The sequence below is a fragment of the Massilia sp. ZL223 genome, from assembly GCF_018119395.1.
In the GTDB taxonomy this organism is placed as follows: Bacteria; Pseudomonadota; Gammaproteobacteria; order Burkholderiales; family Burkholderiaceae_D; genus Telluria.
Window position 1 is genome coordinate 1 of sequence record NZ_JAGPWD010000034.1, and the last position, 16,417, is coordinate 16,417.

Consider the following 16,417-nt stretch of genomic DNA (forward strand, 5'->3'; position numbering starts at 1 on the left):
CGCGACCCGCTAGCAGGGCTTCGCGCTGCGGCGGGTCAGACGCTGGATCAGGATGGCCGAAGCGCCGCCGATCGCGACGCCGAAGCCCTGGATTGCATGGTGGCCGTGTTGTGCATGCAGCCTCGATATTTGGTTCGCGGCCTGCCCCCGGAAGAATTGGAAAGGCTGGGGCGGAAGCGACCGCATGCGGCGCATCCCGGTATACGCCTGCTTGAATGCGAATGGCCGGCACTCGCCGGCCATCAAGGGCCGCGGGCGCCGAATGGCGCCTATCGAGCGATCAGTGCGCCTGCTTGCGCTTGCGGCCCAGCGCCAGGCCGGCCAGGGCAACGCCGAACAGCGCCAGCGTGCCGGGTTCCGGCACTGCGGCGACCGCTTCTTCGACGAAGCTGAAATTGTCGACCATCACGTAGTCGCCCCAGCCGCCGCTGATCAGTTCTGCATAGGCGATGCCCGCGTGCGCCAGGCCGAAGTAGTCGCCGTCATTCGAACCCCACACTGCGTTCACGCTGGTCGATTCGAGCGCGACGCCGGTGCTGTCGTAGGCGGTCAGAGTCCAGTTGACGTCCGAAGCGCCCCAGTTGAAGGCGAAGGCGCTGACCGAGTTGGCGAAGTCGAAGCGTAAGCCGTTCGTGTTGCCCTGTGCATTGTCGACGTAGGCCGCGCCGCGGGTGTTATACGAGCCGGCATAAGTGGTCGAGGTGCTGATCGACCCGTCGATGCCGCTGATGCTGAGGTTGCCGGCAGTGAGGCTCGGGACCCAGCTGTTGCCCAGTGCGTCGAAATTGACGACCGTGACGGTACCGGTCAGGACCGGATCGCCCTTGCCGGTGACCGGAGCAGCGACGGCGGCGCTGGTGAAAGCGGTAGCGAGGATCAGGGAGAGAAGCGTGGTTTTCATTATTGTCTCATTCAGGTTGGAAATACTGTGGCATGTTTAGCAATTAACGTGCCATGCGTGCAATATCACGCGATATCAACAACTTAGCAGAAGAGACTTTTCCCAATGTAAAGATTCCCGACAAGAATTATGCCGCTGAGGAAGCAAAACGCCGCCTCTCCGCACATGGAAGGACAACAGCGGTTATCATTCATTAATGATTGACCGGGTGGTAAGCCGACTGGCTGACATGACGACATTCAAGCATACCGACCTGCTACCCTCTTCGCACCCCGGGCCGGCCACAAGCCGCATCCCGGCCGCGTGCATACGCCGCCGCCGACAGCGCCCTATGCAGGGCGGCGCGGCGGCCTTGATCCGGCCCAGCCGGCCCGGCAGCCCGCTTTTCGCGGCGCGCGCGCCGGAGCGACCAATTAACTTTTACTGCATAGAGCGACATGATTCCCTCGACTGAGATTGACAACGGCCTTCCCCTCGACATGGTGATCTTCGGCGGCATGGGCGACCTGGCGATGCGCAAGCTGATGCCTGCGCTCTACATGGCCTACCTGCACGGCAACCTGCCCGCCACGACCCGCATCCTGTCCACCGGCCGCCAGGACTTCGACCGCGACGCCTATCTCGCCCACGTCGGGGAGCATTCGCGTTCCTTCATCAGCGCCGCCAACTTCAACGAGAAGACCTGGGACGGGTTCCTCAAGCTGCTCGAGTACGTGCGCCTGGACGTGCAGGCCGCACCTAGCTTCGGCGCCCTGGCCCAGGCCTCGCGCGCCGGCGCCCAGCGCGTGTTCTACCTGTCGACCGCGCCCACGCTGTTCACCACCATCTGCGACAAGCTGGCCGCCGCCGGCCTGGTCGATGCGCATTCGCGCGTGGTGCTGGAAAAGCCGCTCGGCCACGACCTGCCCTCGGCCATCGAGATCAACGAAGCGGTCGGCAAGCACTTCGCCGAATCGCAGATCTACCGCATCGACCATTACCTGGGCAAGGAGACCGTGCAGAACCTGATGGTGCTGCGCTTCGGTAATTCCATCCTGGAACCGCTGTGGCGCGCGCCGAACATCTCGAGCGTGCAGATCACGGTGGCGGAAGAAATCGGCGTGGGCAGCCGCGCCGGCTTCTACGACAGCACCGGCGCCATGCGCGACATGCTGCAGAACCACCTGCTGCAGCTGCTATGCATCGTGGCCATGGAGCCGCCCACCTCGCTCAACGCCGACGCCGTCCGCGACGAAAAGCTCAAGGTCCTGCGCTCGCTGCGCCGCTTCACCCTGGCCGACATCGCGCGCGACACCATTCGCGGGCAATACACCCACGGCGTGAGCGGCAACCAGGAAGTGCCGGGCTACCTCGAGGAAAAGAACGTCCCGGCGGACAGCAAGACCGAGACCTTCGTCGCCCTGCGCGCCCATGTCGACACCTGGCGCTGGTCCAAGGTGCCGTTCTACCTGCGCACCGGCAAGCGCATGCAGCGCCGCTCGTCCAAGATCGTGGTCGAATTCGCCAATCCGCCTTTCCCGCTGTTCCCGGACGCGCCGGGCGGCGTGGCCAACCGCCTGGTCATCGAGTTGCAGCCGGAAGAAGCGATCAAGCTGCAGATCATGGCCAAGCAGCCGGGCACCGGGATGCAGATGCAGCAGGTCACGCTCAACCTCGACCTGCAATCGGCCTTCCAGCAGCGCCGCGCCGAAGCCTACGAGCGCCTCCTGATCGACGTGGTGCGCGGGCGCCTGACCCACTTCATGCGCCGCGACGAACTGGAAGCCGCCTGGGCCTGGGCCGATCCGATCATCGAGGGCTGGGGCACGCTGGGAGAGAAGCCGCACGCCTACGCGGCCGGCTCCTGGGGCCCGGCGGAATCCTTCGCGCTGCTGGCGCGCGACGGCTTCGCCTGGGTCGAGTGATTTAAAAGCTCGCATCAGAAGCTGATAATGAAGCGCGCGCCCTTCCCGACCGGCCGGGCGTAGCGCACGGTGCCGCCGTTGGCGTGCACCAGGTGGCGGACCATCGCCAGGCCGATGCCGCCGCCCTGCTTCTTGGTAGTGAAGAAGGGCGTGAAGATATGGGCGGCGACGTCCTCGGGCACGCCCGGGCCGTCGTCGGCCACCTCGATGCGCAGGCGCGCGCCGCGCACCAGGCGTGCGCTCACCTTCGCCTGCGCCTTCTCGACGCCCGCCGTGGCCTCGAAGGCGTTCTTCAGCAGGTTGATCAGGGCCTGTTCCAGCTGGCCCGGGTCGGCCACCAGCTCAAGCGATCCCGGCTCCACCGAAAACTCCACCATGCCGCCGCGCGCCCGCCACAGCGGGTTCACCAGGGCGCCGATGCGCTCGAACATCTCGGCCAGGCGGATGCGTTCCGGATGGGCTTCCGGCACGTTCGACAGGCTGCGGTAGCTCGCCACGAAGGCGACCAGGCTGTCGGCGCGGCGGCGGATCGCGTCCAGCGCGGTGCCCAGGTCGGCGCCCAGGTCGGGGTCCAGGCCCTCGGCTTCGCGCACCAGGTCGTAGGCGGTATGCGAGAGCGAGGCCACGGGCGTCAGCGAATTCATGATCTCGTGGGTCAGCACGTGCACCAGCTGGCGCCAGGCGTTCAGGGCCTCGGCTTCCAGCTCGGTTTCGACCGGCATCAGGGCCGCGAGGCGCTGGGGCTTGCCATGCAGGCTGATCGAGGCCACCGCCACCAGCGCGCGCTCGGCGCCGCGTTCGGTCTCGAACTGCATCGTTGCACGACGCTCGGCCGGCTGGGCCGCCAGCTGGGCATAGAGCTCGGCGGGATCGGTCGCGCGTCCGGGCGCGGTCAGCTTGCGCGCGTTGGCATTCAGCGGCGCCACCGTTCCCGGGCCGGAAGCGCCGTCGATGCGGAACAGCGCGATCGGTGCGAACTCCAGGCGCGCTTCCAGGGCCAACGCGTTGTCGACCAGGCTTTGCTGCTCGATGTTGAGGACTGCCGTCGCGGCGGCGGGATCGGGCCGCCAGGAAGCCAGGCCCCGCACGCAGCGCCACAGCACGAACAGGCAAGGCAGGATACCCAGCAGGCAAAGGACGGCCAGGCGCGGGGACGCGTGCAAGGCGCCTGCGCCCCAGGACAGCGCGCCCACGCCGGCGACGGCAAGCACGACGCCGGCCGCCTGGACCCGCCTAGATGCCATGCTTGCCCAGCTTGCGGTACAGCGCCGCGCGGCTCAGGCCCAGCAGGCGCGCCGCCATGCTGATGTTGCCGTTGGCCTTGTCGAGGGCCGCCGCGATGGTCTCGCGCTCCAGGTCGCCCAATTTGAAGGCGCTGTCCTCTGGCGGCGCCGCGGGCGCAGTCTGGATCGCGGGCGCGGCCAGGCCGAAGTCCTCGAAGCGGTACTCCGGCTGGCTGGCCAAAATCACGGCGCGCTCGCAGGCGTGGCGCAGGGCGCGCACGTTGCCCGGCCAGGACCAGGCGCACAGGCGCTCCATGGCGCTGGGAGCGAGCTCGCGCACCGGCCGCTGGTACTGGGCTTCGTACAGCGACAGGTAATGGTGCAGCAGGCCCGGAATATCGTCGCGCCGTTCGCGCAGCGGTGGCACCCGGATCACGATGGTGTTCAGCCGGAACAGCAGGTCGGGCCGGAAGACCGCCGGGTCGAACAGGCGCGCCTCGTCCAGGTTGGTCGCGCTGACGATGCGCACGTCGATCGCTTCGGGGCGGTCGGCGCCGATCGGGGTCACCTCGCGCCGTTCCAGCGCGGTCAGGAGCTTGGTTTGGGCCGGGAGCGGCATATTGCCGATCTCGTCGAGGAACAGGGTGCCGCAGCGTGCGGCCTGGAAGCGGCCCGCGCGGTCGGCCTTGGCGTCGGTGAAGGAGCCGCGCCGGTGGCCGAACAATTCGCTCTCGAAGGTCGATTCCGGCAGCGCGCCCATGTCCACCGCCAGGAAGGTGGCGCCGGCGCGGCGCGAGGCCTGGTGGATGGCGCGCGCGACCAGCTCCTTGCCGACGCCGTTCTCGCCCAGCACCATCACGTTCGCCTCGGTCGGCGCGACGCTGGCGATCATCGCCTTCACCTCGCGCATGCCGGCGGATTCGCCCATCAGGTTTGACGCGCCGGCCGCGCCGCTGGCCGCGCGGCGCGCCAGCGCACCTTCCACGGCGGCGATCAGGCGCGCATTGTCCCAGGGCTTGGTAATGAAGTCGCTGGCGCCGCGCTTGAGCGCTTCCACCGCCAGCGGAACGTCCGCATACGCGGTCAGGGCGATCACGGCGGGCGGACGCGGCAAGGCGCGCAGGCGGTCCAGCACGCCCAGGCCTTCGGAACCGTCGATGCGGCCCGGCGTGAAGTTCAGGTCGAGCAGCACCACGTCCGGGGTGCGCGCCGCCAGCAGCGCGGCCAGCCGGCCTGGGTCGTCCAATGTCTCGACCATGCCGTGGCGGCGGCGCAGCAGCATCTGCGCCGCGCAGGCGACATCGAGGTCGTCGTCGAGGATCAGGATGTGTGCGGTGGAGTCGGCCATTGGCTGGGTCGGGGAAGTGGGATTGCCATTCTAGCAGCGCGCCATGCCCGTGGGGACAGGCAGAGGCCGCCTGTCCGGAAGCGCACACCCGGAAGTGTCCGGATACGGACAGTTGGCTGTCCAAACCGCCCGAAACATGGCCAAAAAGGCACTGGCACGGAGCTTGCAGAGAGGAAGGCATTTTGTTTCGAGACCGATCATGGACCGACTTCCTCCCCATGCCGTCACCGGCGCCGCCATGGACACGGTGCTGCCCAAGCGGCGCGGCAAGCTGGCCCTGCGCATCGTCGCGGCGGCGGCCGTCCTGCTCGTCCTGGCCTGGGGCGCCAGGCAGCTGATGCCGCACGGCCTGCAGGTGGACCGGCAAGACCTGCGCATCGCGCGCGCCGTCTCCGGCGTCTACCGCGACGATATCGTCGTGCGCGCCACCGCCGAGCCGCTCAATTCCATCATCCTCGATTCGGTCGAATCCGGCCGTGTCGAGGAAGTCTTCGTCCAGGACGGCTACGCGGTCCGGAAGGGCCAGCTGCTGTTCCGCCTGTCCAATCCACAGCGCAACCTGGAGCTGCTGGAGCGCCAGGCCGAGCACGCGCAGCAGATCTCCAACCTGGCGACCCTGCGCGTCGCCCACGAAGCCGGCCGCACCGATCACCAGCGCCGCATCGCCGACCTCGAATTCGCGCTCGAGCAGGCGCAAAAACAGTACGCCCGCAACAGCCGCCTGGCCGCCCAGGGTTTTATCTCCTCGGTCGCGCTAGAAGAATCCAGCGACAAACTGGCCCAGCAAAAGCGTGCGTTGCAGGTCGAGCGCGACAGCATCGCCACCGAAGAGCGTGTGCGCCGGCAAGGCTTGCAGCAGATGGAAACCGCGATCCGCGGCCTGCAGTCCGGCCTGCAGCTGGTGGATGCGACCGTGGATGCGCTGGCGGTGCGCGCGCCCGCCGACGGCGTGCTGACCGACTTCCGCCTGCAAGTGGGCGAGACCGTGCGTCCCGACCAGCACATCGGCCGCATCGACGATCCGAAGCGCTTCAAGCTGACCGTGCTGATCGACGAGTTCTACCTGAGCCGCGTGGCGGCCGGGGTCACCGGCAGCGTGGCCCAGGGCGAGCAGCACTATCCGGTCAAGGTGCGCACCGTCTTCCCGCAGATCCGCGAGGGCCGCTTCACCGCGGAGCTGGTGTTCGCGGACCGCCAGCCGGAAGTCATCAGCCCCGGCCAGAGCCTGGACGCGCGCCTGACCCTGGGCCGGCCGGCGCAGGCCCTGATGCTGCCGACCGGCCCCTGGCTGGGCGACAGCGGCGGCGCCTGGGCCTTCGTCCTGTCGCCCGGCGGCGGCGAGGCGCGCCGCCAGCCGCTGCAGCTGGGCCGCCGCAACAACAGCCAGGTCGAGGTGCTGTCCGGCCTGAAGGCCGGCGACCAGGTCGTCACCTCCGGCTACGCGCCTTTCGGCAAGGCCGAACTGCTGCAACTGAATCCATGAACACCCTCCATCACAAGGAAGCCACCATGCTCAAACTGACAGGCGTCAGCAAAGTCCACGTCGCGGGCGAGGTCCAGACCACCGCCCTGGACCGCATCGACCTCGACATCGCCGCCGGCGAATACGTCGCCATCACCGGCCCTTCGGGCTGCGGCAAGTCCACTCTCCTGAGCGTGCTCGGGCTGCTCGACGTGCCGACCGAGGGCGAATACTGGTTCGAGGGCCAGAACGTCGCCGGCTGGAGCGAGACCAGATTGAACGAACTTCGCCGCGGGCGCGTGGGCTTCATCTTCCAGAGCTTCAACCTGATCGAGGAACTCAGCGTCCACGAGAACGTCGAACTGGCCCTCGAGTACACGGGGACGCCGGCCGCCGAGCGCCGCCGCCGCGTGACCGAGATCCTGGAGCGCCTGGGCGTGGCCCACCGCGCCAAACACCGTCCTTCCCAGCTGTCGGGCGGCCAGCAGCAGCGCGTGGCGATCGCGCGTGCGCTGGTGGCGCGGCCGGCCATGCTGCTGGCCGACGAACCGACCGGCAACCTGGACACCGCCCACGGCGACGAAGTGATGCGCCTGCTGCGCGCCATCAACGCCGAGGGCACGACCGTCGTCATGGTCACCCACTCCCCGGCGCACGCGGCCCAGGCCTCGCGCACCCTGCACCTGCTCGACGGCCGCGTGGTGGTCGACGCGCTGCAGGCCGCGTGAGGAGCACCGCATGAACCTGCGCGACTTCCGCATCGGCTGGCGCCTCCTGATCAAGGAGCCGGCCTATTCCAGCGTGGTGATCCTCGGCCTGGCCGTGGGCTTCGCCGCATGCTTCCTGCTGCTCGGCTACGTGGCCCATTCGCTGTCCTACGACCGCCATGTCCCCGAGCGCCAGAAGATCTACCGGCTGATGCAGCACTGGAACCACCCGACCGCCTCCAGCGGCCACTGGAGCCCGCAGAGCAGCCTGCCGGCGCGCGACGCGGTAACGCAGAGCGGCGTGCCGCTCCTTGCCAGCACCTTCATCGACCGCACGATCGACGTGCGCGTCGGGAACCGGGTGCAGACCGTCAGCCTGACCGTGGTCGACCCGGCCTTCGAGCAGATCTTCCGCCCGCCGGTGGTGGCGGGCAAGCTGGCCGATGCGCTGTCCAGCCCCGACGCCTTCGCCCTCACCCGCGAGACCGCCATCAAGCTGTTCGGCAGCGCGGACGCGGTGGGCAAGACGGTGCAGGTGGCCGGCCAGCCCTACCGCATCGCCGCCGTCCTGGAAAACCAGCCGGCCGCGACCACCCTGCCCTACGCCATCCTGGCGGGCATCCGCACCTCGGTGTGGAACGAGGAATACCGCCGCCTGGTCACCACCAACTGGGGTTCCTCGCATGGCCCCGTCTACGTCAAGCTGTCCTCGAGCGCCGACGCCCAGCCGGTGCTCGACGCGGTGCGGCGCGCGATGCTGGCGTCCAGCTTCTACCAGCGCCAGGCGCCCGACCAGATCGCGGCCCTCAACGGCCAGGACATGATCAGCTTCCGGCTTGGACCGCTGCCCGAAGCCTACCTCGACCCGAGCGTGGAAGGCGGCGGCAAGCTGCACGGCGACCGCAAGACCATCTTCGGCCTGGCCGCGGTGGCGGCGCTGATCCTGGTGCTGGCGGCCACCAACTACGTCAACCTGGCCACCGTGCGCACCCTGCGCCGCCAGCGCGAGATCGCGGTGCGCAAGGTGCTGGGCGCGGGCGCAGGCGCCGTGAGCCGCCAGTTCCTGGCGGAGTCGGTGCTGGTCTGCCTGATCGCCACCCTGATCGGGCTGCTGCTGGCCTGGCTGCTGCTGCCGGTGTTTTCAAGCCTGGTGCAGCGCGAGATGGACCGCGTGTTCACCCCGCTGTCGGTGGGCCTGAGCCTGCTGGTGGGCGTGCTGCTTGGGCTGCTGTCCGGGGCCTACCCGACCTTCTCGGCGCTCAAGGTGCTGCCGACCGCCGCCCTGCAGGGGCGCGGCAACAGCGAGACCGCCGGCGGCCTGCGCCTGCGCCGTGTGCTCACCGTGCTGCAGTTCGCCACCGCGATGGGCTTGACCGGCATGACGCTCGCGGTGGCGTGGCAGACCCGCCATGCCAGCAGCCTCGATCCGGGCTTCGACCCCGAGCCGCTGCTGGTCTTGACCGCGTCGGACGACATGCGCAACGCGAACGTGCGCGCCTTCCGCGACGCCCTGCTGCGCGTGCAGGGCGTGAGCGGCGTGGCCGAGAGCGACGCCCCGGTCACGGTCAACCGCAACAGCACGGCGCTGCGCCGGGACGGCGGCGAGGCGGTCGAGATCAGCACCCTGTACGTGAGCCCGGAATTCTTCGGCGTCTATGGGCTCAAGCAGGTCGCCGGGCGGCTGTACGACCCGACCCGCGACAAGGTCGAGGACGAGGACAAGATCGTGGTCAACGAGGCCGGCGCGCGCCGCTTCGGCTTCGCCAGCTCCCAGGATGCGGTCGGCAAGTACGTGCGCAATCCGGACGGCTCCGGCACGGCGATGCAGGTGATCGGGGTCGCGCCCGACATCCGGCACCGTTCCGCGCGCGAAGCGATGCAGCCCACGGTCTACTTCCTGGAGAGCCGCACGCCGGTGTTCACCGTGCGCACCAGCGGCAGCCAGGAAGCAGTCAAGCGCGCCATCGAGGAACTGTGGCCGCGCTACTTCCCCAACGACGTGCTCGACATCCAGCGCGCCGCCGGCATGTTCGCCCTGAACTATGCGGACGACCTGCGCCTGGCCAAGCTGCTGGGCGCGTCGAGCGTGATCGCGACCGCCATCGCCGCGTTCGGCATCTACGTGCTGGCCGCCTACAGCGTGCAGCGCAAGGCGCGCGAGATCGTGCTGCGCAAGCTCTACGGCGCAGGCAACGGGGCCGTCGGCCGCCTGGTCGGGAAGGAATTCGCCGCCCTGCTGGCGGTGGGCGCGCTGATCGGCCTGCCGGCGGCCTGGCTGGCGATCGAGCGCTACCTCGCCGGGTTCACGGAGCGTGCGCCGATCGGGGTGTGGACCATTGCCACGGCCTTGCTGGTCGCCTGCCTGGTGGCGCTCGGCTCGACGGCGCGCCACGCGCTGGCGGCGATGCGCATCCGGCCGGCGCTGGCCCTGCGGGAGTAATCGCTAGGTCGCCCGGCGGCGCCGGGCGATCCACGCGTAGAGAGCAATATTAATCAGGAGCACGGCCGCCGCCAGCACCGCCTGCGTAGGGCGGCCCAGTCCGACCGGATAGATCAGCGGCAAGAGGTAATGCTCGATGAATCCGCCGCTATAGCCGGATTCGCCGGCGGAATGCCGCAGCGCATTTTCCACGTAGGTGAGCGGGCAGATGGCCCCGCTCGCCTCGATGCCGAATCCCCACACGGCCGCCAGCAGGTGGGCAGGCATCCATCCACGGTGGCGCGCGACCAGCAAGGCTCCGAACACGACGAAGAGGATGAAGCCGAGGTGCAGCAGCAGGACTGCGTCGGCCAGGATGCGGTAAAGCATGGCTGCCGGACTCCGATAGTCTGGACCTTCATGCTACGCGCATCAGCCGCGGCCTGCGGCGCTTTGGCGCAGCGCAAGCCTCCGCCGCGTTCGATTGGAACACGGTTGGAAGCTGCGGCGACTTGGCGTAGAGTCTTATGGCTCAGAACCAGACGAGGCTCCTCATGACGACGAACGAGTGGACTGCAGGCAACTGGAACACCCTGAATACCTTCGGGGCGCAAGCCCTGAAGCACATGGACCGCAGCCGCCAGGCGCGCGGCAGGATGCTGGAACGCGCCGGCTACGGCTCTGTGGAAACCCCTTCCGTTGTCCTCCATACCGAAACCGGGCTGAACGTGCGGCGCTACGGCGACGCCGGCGAAGGCCCGGCGGTGCTGCTGGTCCCGGCGCCGATCAAGCGCTCCTACATCTGGGACCTGGCGCCCCAGGTCAGCGTGGTGCGGCGCTGGCTGGAGCATGGCTACCGCGTCTACCTGGCCCAGTGGCTGCCGGTGCCGGAAGAAAACGATCATTTCGGCCTGGACGATTATGGCGACCACATGCTGGACGTGTGCCGCAAGGTGGCCGCCGCCGACAGCGGGGAGCAGCGCCTGGCGGTCGTCGGCCATTCGCTGGGCGGCATCCTGGCCGCGATGTACAGCTGCCTGCATCCCGAGCACGTGAGCGCGACCATCCTGCTGGAGTCGCCGCTGCATATCGAAGCGAAATCCTGCTGCTTCACCCCCCTGGTCAAGGCCACCCCGCACGCGCGCCAGATCGCCGACACCTTCCGCCAGGTGCCCGGTGTGTTCCTGAACATGATGAGCGCCATGGCCGAGCCCCAGGCTTTCCAGGTCGAGCGCATCATGGACCGCTGGCTGTCGATGGCCAATCCGGCGGCGCTGGCCAACCATATGCGGGTCGAGCGCTGGACCCACGACGAGTTTCCCCTGCCGGGGCGGCTGTTCACGGAAATCGTCGAGGACATCTACCGCCACGACGCCTTCATGCAGGGCCAGCTCGACGTCGGCGGGCGGCGCATCGGCCCCGCCGACCTGCGTGCGCCGCTGGCCTGCGTGGTCGATCCCCGCAGCAAGCTGATTCCCCTGCAGGCCATGGCGCCCTTCATGGAGGCCGCCGCGAGCGAAGGCAAGCTGCTGCTGCGCTACGAGGGGGACGTGGGGGTCAATCTCCAGCATGTGGGGGTGCTGGTGGGCGCCAGTGCGCACGCGCGGATCTGGCCGGCGCTGTTCCAGTGGCTCGGGACGATCCGCGAGGCCTGAACGTTCGGTACCGATCCGGCGGCGGCGGCAAAGAACCTTTGCACAGGGAGCTTTGGATGCAAATATTCTTTGCAGGGATCACCGCGAGCCATGCGATCGGCGTGGGACGGCCGCTGCGGCCTGGCTCGACGGGTTTCGCTGCATTGCAGCAACCGCGCGCCACCCGCGGGCAGCGCCCGCTAAGATCCGAATCGCACTGAGACGGGAAGCGGGGTCGAAGACTGTCTTCCTACTGATCAACTGCGCGGCGTCGCGTGCCTGGCGCCGGCGAACCACCTAGCGCCCACCATGGATGCCCTGGAAGCGGAACGCCCTGCGCCCGGTCCTCACGGAGCCCATCCGCGGCCGATGATCGGCCTGCGTGAAGCCATGGCCGTGATCGTCGGGGTCGTCATCGGCGCCGGCATCTTCAAGTCGCCTTCCATCGTCGCCAGCCTCAGCGGCAGTCCCGGGACGATGCTCGTGCTCTGGGTGCTGGGCGGCCTGGTCTCCCTCGTCGGGGCGCTCTGCTATGCCGAACTGGCCACCGCTTATCCGCACGCCGGCGGCGACTACCACTACCTGCGGCGGGCTTTCGGCCGCTCCCTGGCCTTCCTGTTCGGCTGGGCACGCTTCGCCGTGATCACGACCGGCTCGATCGCGCTGCTGGGCTTCGTGTTCGGCGACTACATGCAGCAAGCCGTGCCGCTGAGCTTCCTCCCGGCAGGCTGGGGCGCCACCGCCTACGCCTGCGCGGTCATTGTCGTGCTGTCGGCGCTCAACCTGCGCGGGATCCGCAGCGGGGCGGGCGCCCAGAGCCTGCTGACCCTGGCCGAGATCGGCGGCCTGCTCCTGATCGCCGCCGCCGCGGCCTTCCTGGCCGATCCCGCGCCGCCCGTGCAGAGCGCATCCGCCACTGCCCAGGCGCCGTCCATCGGACTGGCCATGGTTTTCGTCCTGCTGACCTACGGCGGCTGGAACGAGGCCGCCTACATCAGCGCAGAGATCCGCGGCGGTCCGGGCCGGATGGTCAAGGCGCTGGTCCTGTCCATCATCGTCATCACCAGCCTCTACCTCCTGGTCAGCTGGGCCTACTGGGCGGTGCTCGGCATGGAAGGCATGGCCGCGTCCGACGCGGTGGCCGCGGACGTGATGCTGCGCGCCTTCGGGCCGGCGGGCGAAAAGCTGATCTCGCTGCTGGTCGCCGTCTCCGCCCTCACCTCGATCAACGCCACCATGATCGTCGGCGCGCGCACCGGCTACGCCATGGGCTGCGACTGGCGGACCCTGGGCCGGCTGGGTTGCTGGGACGGCGACCGCGGCACCCCGCACGTGGCGATGGCCCTGCAGTGCGCGGCGGCGCTGGTCCTGGTCGGCGTCGGCGCGGCCCTGGGCAGCGGCTTCAAGGCGATGGTCGAATTCACGGCCCCGGTGTTCTGGCTGTTCTTCCTGCTGACCGGCCTGTCCCTGTTCGTACTGCGCCGGCGCGAGCCGCGCACCGCCAGGCCTTACCGGGTGCCGCTCTACCCCTTGGTGCCGCTGCTGTTCTGCGCCACCTGCGCCTACATGCTGTGGTCCAGCCTCTCGTACGTGAGCAGCCAGACGCTGGGCGGGCTGAACGCGGCCTGGATCGGCGTCGCGGTGCTCGCCTTCGGCCTGGTCCTGCTGCTGGTGCTGCACCGGCGCAGCGAGAACCACACTCCCCCGTTGTCCTAACCGTCACCAGGAGATGTTCCCATGAACCCGCAAGCACGACGCCGTACCCTGCTCCTCTACGCGGCCAGCCTGCTGCTGCCGGCCGGAAGGGCCTTTGCCCAGACCACCGCCGCACCCGCGCGGCATCTCGATGTTCCCTACGTCCCCACGCCGCAAAGCGTGGTCGACAAGATGCTGGACCTGGCCCAGGTGGGCAAGAAGGACGTCCTGTACGACCTCGGCTGCGGCGACGGCCGCATCGTGGTCACCGCGGCCAAGGAACGCGGCGCGCGCGGGACCGGCATCGACCTGGACCCGGCCAGGATCGCCGAGGCGAAGGACAACGCGAAACGGGCCGGTGTCGCGGACAGGGCGAATTTCCGGGTCGGCGACCTGTTCGAGACCGATTTCTCGGAAGCGACCGTGGTCACCCTCTACCTGCTGCCGACGGTGAACGCCAAGCTGCGTCCGCAACTTTGGAAGCAGCTCAAGGTCGGCACCCGCGTGGTGTCGCACGCCTTCGACATGGGGCCGGAATGGCCGCCCGAAAGGACGGCCGAGGTGGAAGGACGCAAGATCTTCTACTGGACGATCCGCGAGGCCAACAAGCGCGAAGTGGCCGCCTGATCCTCCCTGCACGCTTCGACTTGCACGTTTCCCCGGCCGCCGCGTTACCATGTCGGATTGACCTGGCGGCGGCGCGCGCTTGCCGCCGGTCTTCCCTTCACATCCAAAGGCAGGCAGACGTGTTCGCAGTACTTTCTCTCGACATGGGGGCGGCAATGAAGACCCTCGTGCTCACCCTCGACCTCATTGGCACCTTCGTGTTCGCCCTCAGCGGCGCCACCGCCGGCGCGCGCCGCCGGCTCGACATCTTCGGCGTGCTGGTGCTGTCCTTCGTCGCCGCCAACTCGGGCGGCATCGTTCGCGACGTCCTGATCGGCGCCACGCCGCCCGCCGCGATCAGCGACTGGCGCTACCTCGCGGTGTCGATGCTGGCCGGGGTGGCGATCTTCTTCTGGTACCCGGTCATCCAGCGCATGCACAATGCGGTCCTGTGGTTCGACGCCGCCGGGCTGGCCCTGTTCTGCGTGGCCGGCGCCCAGAAGGCGCTGGTGTTCGGCCTCGAGCCCATCATGGCCGCGCTGCTCGGGATGTTGACCGGCATCGGCGGCGGCGTCGCCCGCGATGTGCTGCTGTCGAACGTGCCGGCGGTGTTCCGCTCCGACATCTACGCGGTCGCCGCCCTGGCCGGCGCCTCGGTGGTGGTCATCGGCGACGCGCTGCAGCTGCCCACCACTCCCACCGCGCTTGCAGGCGCCGCGCTGTGCTTCGGGCTGCGCCTGGCCGCCATCCGCTACGGCTGGCACCTGCCGACCGCGCGCACCCCGGAGGTGGACGAGAACGACGGCGCCGGCAACCAGGAGCGCTAGCCGGCCTCGATCCCCGGCGCCAGCGATCTCGCCGGCGGGTAGCGCAACTGATAGCGGTCGCGTCCCGCGCCCTTGGCCTCGTACAAGGCCTCGTCGGCGGCGGCCATGATGCGCTTCGGGTCGGTCTCGTTCCAGTGAGCGGCGGCCACGCCCATCGAGGTCGTCACCGACAGTTCGCGCCCGCCGATGACGAAGGGCGCGTGCATCGCCTGCACCACCTTGGCCGCCGCCACGTCCAGGCCCTGCGCCGGGTCCGCGAACTCGAAGATGATGACGAACTCGTCCCCCGCCAGGCGGAACACGGCGTCGGTCACGCGCACCGCCCTGGTCAGGCGGCGGGCGAACTCCTGCAGCACCAGGTCCCCGGTTTCGTGGCCCCAGGTGTCGTTGATGCGCTTGAAATGGTCGATGTCGAGGAAGGCCACGGCCAAGGTGCTGCGCGTACGCTTGACCCGCTCGTAGGCTGCGCCCAGCGCCTCGTCCAGGCTGCGCCGGTTGCGCAAGCCGGTGAGCGCGTCGGTCATGGCCATACGCGCCAGTTCGACCTCCGCCGCGCGGCGCTTGAGCGAGAGCGAGTGGAAAGCGCGCGCCAGGGCGCCGATCTCGTCGTCGCGCTTGAAATCGAAGGCATCGATGCCCCGCTGGCCCAGTTCCACCTCGGCCACCGCCTGGCGCAGCTGGTGCAACGGACTGAGCACCATGCGCAGCAGATACCAGCCCGCCAGGCCGGCCAGCAGCGCCACCACGGCGGTGTCGACCCAGGCCGTTTCGCGGGCGATGTGGATACCGTGGAAGGCTTCTTCCGTCGGGTAGACCGAGCCGATGATCCAGCCGGTCCCCCGCATGCGCTTGTAGGTCAGGATGGCGGGAGTCCCGTTCTTCGCCGTGGCCTGGGCCCAGCCTTCCCAGCCGCCCAGCGCCTTGAGCGTCGCGGGAACCGGCGTGCCGGCTTCGGTCCGCACGTTGCGCAGCAGGCGCGCCGTGTTCGGGTGGTGCAGGATCATGCCGTCCGCCGTCAGCGCGAACAGGTAGCCGCGCTCTCCGGGATTCAGGTTCCGGATCTTGGCGAAGAAACTGGAGTGATCGAGACGGATGCTGCCGCCGAGGATGTAGACGACCCGGCCTTGCGCGTCGAGAACCGGCTCGGTGATCACTACGAGCGGCTTGCCCGTCACCTTGCTGATGACCGGCTCCGAAATGACGCCTCTGCGCTGCGCCAGCGTCGCCCTGAAGTAGCGGCGGTCGTCGTAGCGCTGCTCCCCCAGCGCCGGTCTGCCCTTGCGCAGGACGCCCGCCACGATGCGCCCGCCATGATCGAGTACGACGACGCTGTCGAACTGCGAGCGCAAGGCGGCATGCCTTTCGAGCAAGCCCTGCACCTCTTCCCTGGCGGGCACGCCGCCGCCAACAACGCCCTCGGCGAGGGTACGCAGCAGCATTCGCTTGTTGTCGATGTCCGCCGCCAAGTGCTCCGCGGCGGCCGACAGGAGGGAAAACTGCTGGGAGCCGATGCTGTCGCGTCCTTCCTGCTCCACCACGGACAAGGCGATACCGGCCACCAGCGCACAGGCCGAGAGGACCAGCATGATCAGGATGAATGTGAGACGGCCGCGCAGGCTTGCGAAGGTGCGTAAGTTGTCCAAGGAGAGGCGCGAGCGAAACGCGTAGCGATAAGGTATTTAGTTGCTTGA

The 16,417-nt window shown here is 68.8% G+C and carries 13 protein-coding genes; 8 read left to right on the plus strand and 5 right to left on the minus strand.

What is annotated here, in order from left to right; genetic code table 11:
• Positions 1–280: 280 nt before the first annotated feature.
• Entirely contained in the window at positions 281–901 is a 621-nt protein-coding gene (locus KBW95_RS18775; RefSeq protein WP_211529027.1) for a PEP-CTERM sorting domain-containing protein, read from the minus strand.
• A gap of 437 nt (positions 902–1,338) precedes the next feature.
• On the opposite strand from KBW95_RS18775, the gene zwf reads away from it, so the two are divergent.
• Complete coding sequence (zwf, locus tag KBW95_RS18780; protein ID WP_211526094.1) at positions 1,339–2,805, plus strand: glucose-6-phosphate dehydrogenase; 1,467 nt, start codon at positions 1,339–1,341, stop codon at positions 2,803–2,805.
• A gap of 14 nt (positions 2,806–2,819) precedes the next feature.
• Here zwf and KBW95_RS18785 read toward each other — a convergent pair whose 3' ends face one another.
• Together KBW95_RS18785 and KBW95_RS18790 are read right to left on the minus strand one after the other, a co-directional pair.
• Positions 2,820–4,049 (minus strand): PAS domain-containing sensor histidine kinase, encoded by a 1,230-nt coding sequence (locus KBW95_RS18785; protein ID WP_211526093.1) that lies wholly within the window; start codon positions 4,047–4,049, stop codon positions 2,820–2,822.
• Positions 4,039–5,376 (minus strand): sigma-54 dependent transcriptional regulator, encoded by a 1,338-nt coding sequence (locus KBW95_RS18790; RefSeq protein WP_211526092.1) that lies wholly within the window; start codon positions 5,374–5,376, stop codon positions 4,039–4,041. Before KBW95_RS18790 ends, KBW95_RS18785 begins: the two co-directional genes overlap by 11 nt.
• Before the next feature lie 199 nt (positions 5,377–5,575).
• Here KBW95_RS18790 and KBW95_RS18795 point away from each other — a divergent pair, with 199 nt between their 5' ends.
• The 3 genes from KBW95_RS18795 to KBW95_RS18805 are packed head-to-tail and all read left to right on the plus strand — an operon-like array spanning position 5,576 to position 9,985.
• Positions 5,576–6,859 carry an efflux RND transporter periplasmic adaptor subunit gene (locus tag KBW95_RS18795; protein ID WP_229429874.1) on the plus strand — a complete coding sequence of 428 codons (1,284 nt, stop codon included), beginning with the start codon at positions 5,576–5,578 and terminating at the stop codon, positions 6,857–6,859.
• Positions 6,860–6,885: 26 nt separating this feature from the next.
• The gene (locus KBW95_RS18800; protein WP_211526091.1) at positions 6,886–7,566 is read left to right on the plus strand and encodes an ABC transporter ATP-binding protein; all 681 of its coding nucleotides are present in this window, start codon (positions 6,886–6,888) and stop codon (positions 7,564–7,566) included.
• 10 nt (positions 7,567–7,576) lie between these two features.
• Entirely contained in the window at positions 7,577–9,985 is a 2,409-nt protein-coding gene (locus KBW95_RS18805) for an ABC transporter permease (RefSeq protein WP_211529028.1), read from the plus strand.
• Positions 9,986–9,988: 3 nt separating this feature from the next.
• On the opposite strand, the gene KBW95_RS18810 is transcribed toward KBW95_RS18805, so the two are convergent.
• Positions 9,989–10,354 (minus strand): DUF2784 domain-containing protein, encoded by a 366-nt coding sequence (locus KBW95_RS18810; protein WP_211526089.1) that lies wholly within the window; start codon positions 10,352–10,354, stop codon positions 9,989–9,991.
• Positions 10,355–10,518: 164 nt separating this feature from the next.
• Between KBW95_RS18810 and KBW95_RS18815 the strand changes: the two genes are divergently transcribed.
• The 4 genes from KBW95_RS18815 to KBW95_RS18830 all read left to right on the plus strand — a co-directional run bounded on the left by KBW95_RS18815 (position 10,519) and on the right by KBW95_RS18830 (position 14,726).
• The gene (locus KBW95_RS18815) at positions 10,519–11,619 is read left to right on the plus strand and encodes an alpha/beta fold hydrolase (protein ID WP_229429876.1); all 1,101 of its coding nucleotides are present in this window, start codon (positions 10,519–10,521) and stop codon (positions 11,617–11,619) included.
• A gap of 348 nt (positions 11,620–11,967) precedes the next feature.
• On the plus strand, positions 11,968–13,314 hold the full coding sequence (locus tag KBW95_RS18820; RefSeq protein ID WP_229429877.1) for an APC family permease: 1,347 nt from the start codon (positions 11,968–11,970) through the stop codon (positions 13,312–13,314).
• Between the two features lie 21 nt (positions 13,315–13,335).
• Entirely contained in the window at positions 13,336–13,920 is a 585-nt protein-coding gene (locus tag KBW95_RS18825; protein WP_211529030.1) for a cyclopropane-fatty-acyl-phospholipid synthase family protein, read from the plus strand.
• A gap of 155 nt (positions 13,921–14,075) precedes the next feature.
• Positions 14,076–14,726 carry a trimeric intracellular cation channel family protein gene (locus KBW95_RS18830; RefSeq protein WP_229429878.1) on the plus strand — a complete coding sequence of 217 codons (651 nt, stop codon included), beginning with the start codon at positions 14,076–14,078 and terminating at the stop codon, positions 14,724–14,726.
• Here the strand turns inward: KBW95_RS18830 and KBW95_RS18835 are convergent.
• Positions 14,723–16,369, minus strand: a complete 1,647-nt coding sequence (locus tag KBW95_RS18835) for a sensor domain-containing diguanylate cyclase (protein ID WP_211526086.1) — start codon at positions 16,367–16,369, stop codon at positions 14,723–14,725. The genes KBW95_RS18830 and KBW95_RS18835 overlap by 4 nt on opposite strands.
• Between the last annotated feature and the right edge of the window lie 48 nt (positions 16,370–16,417).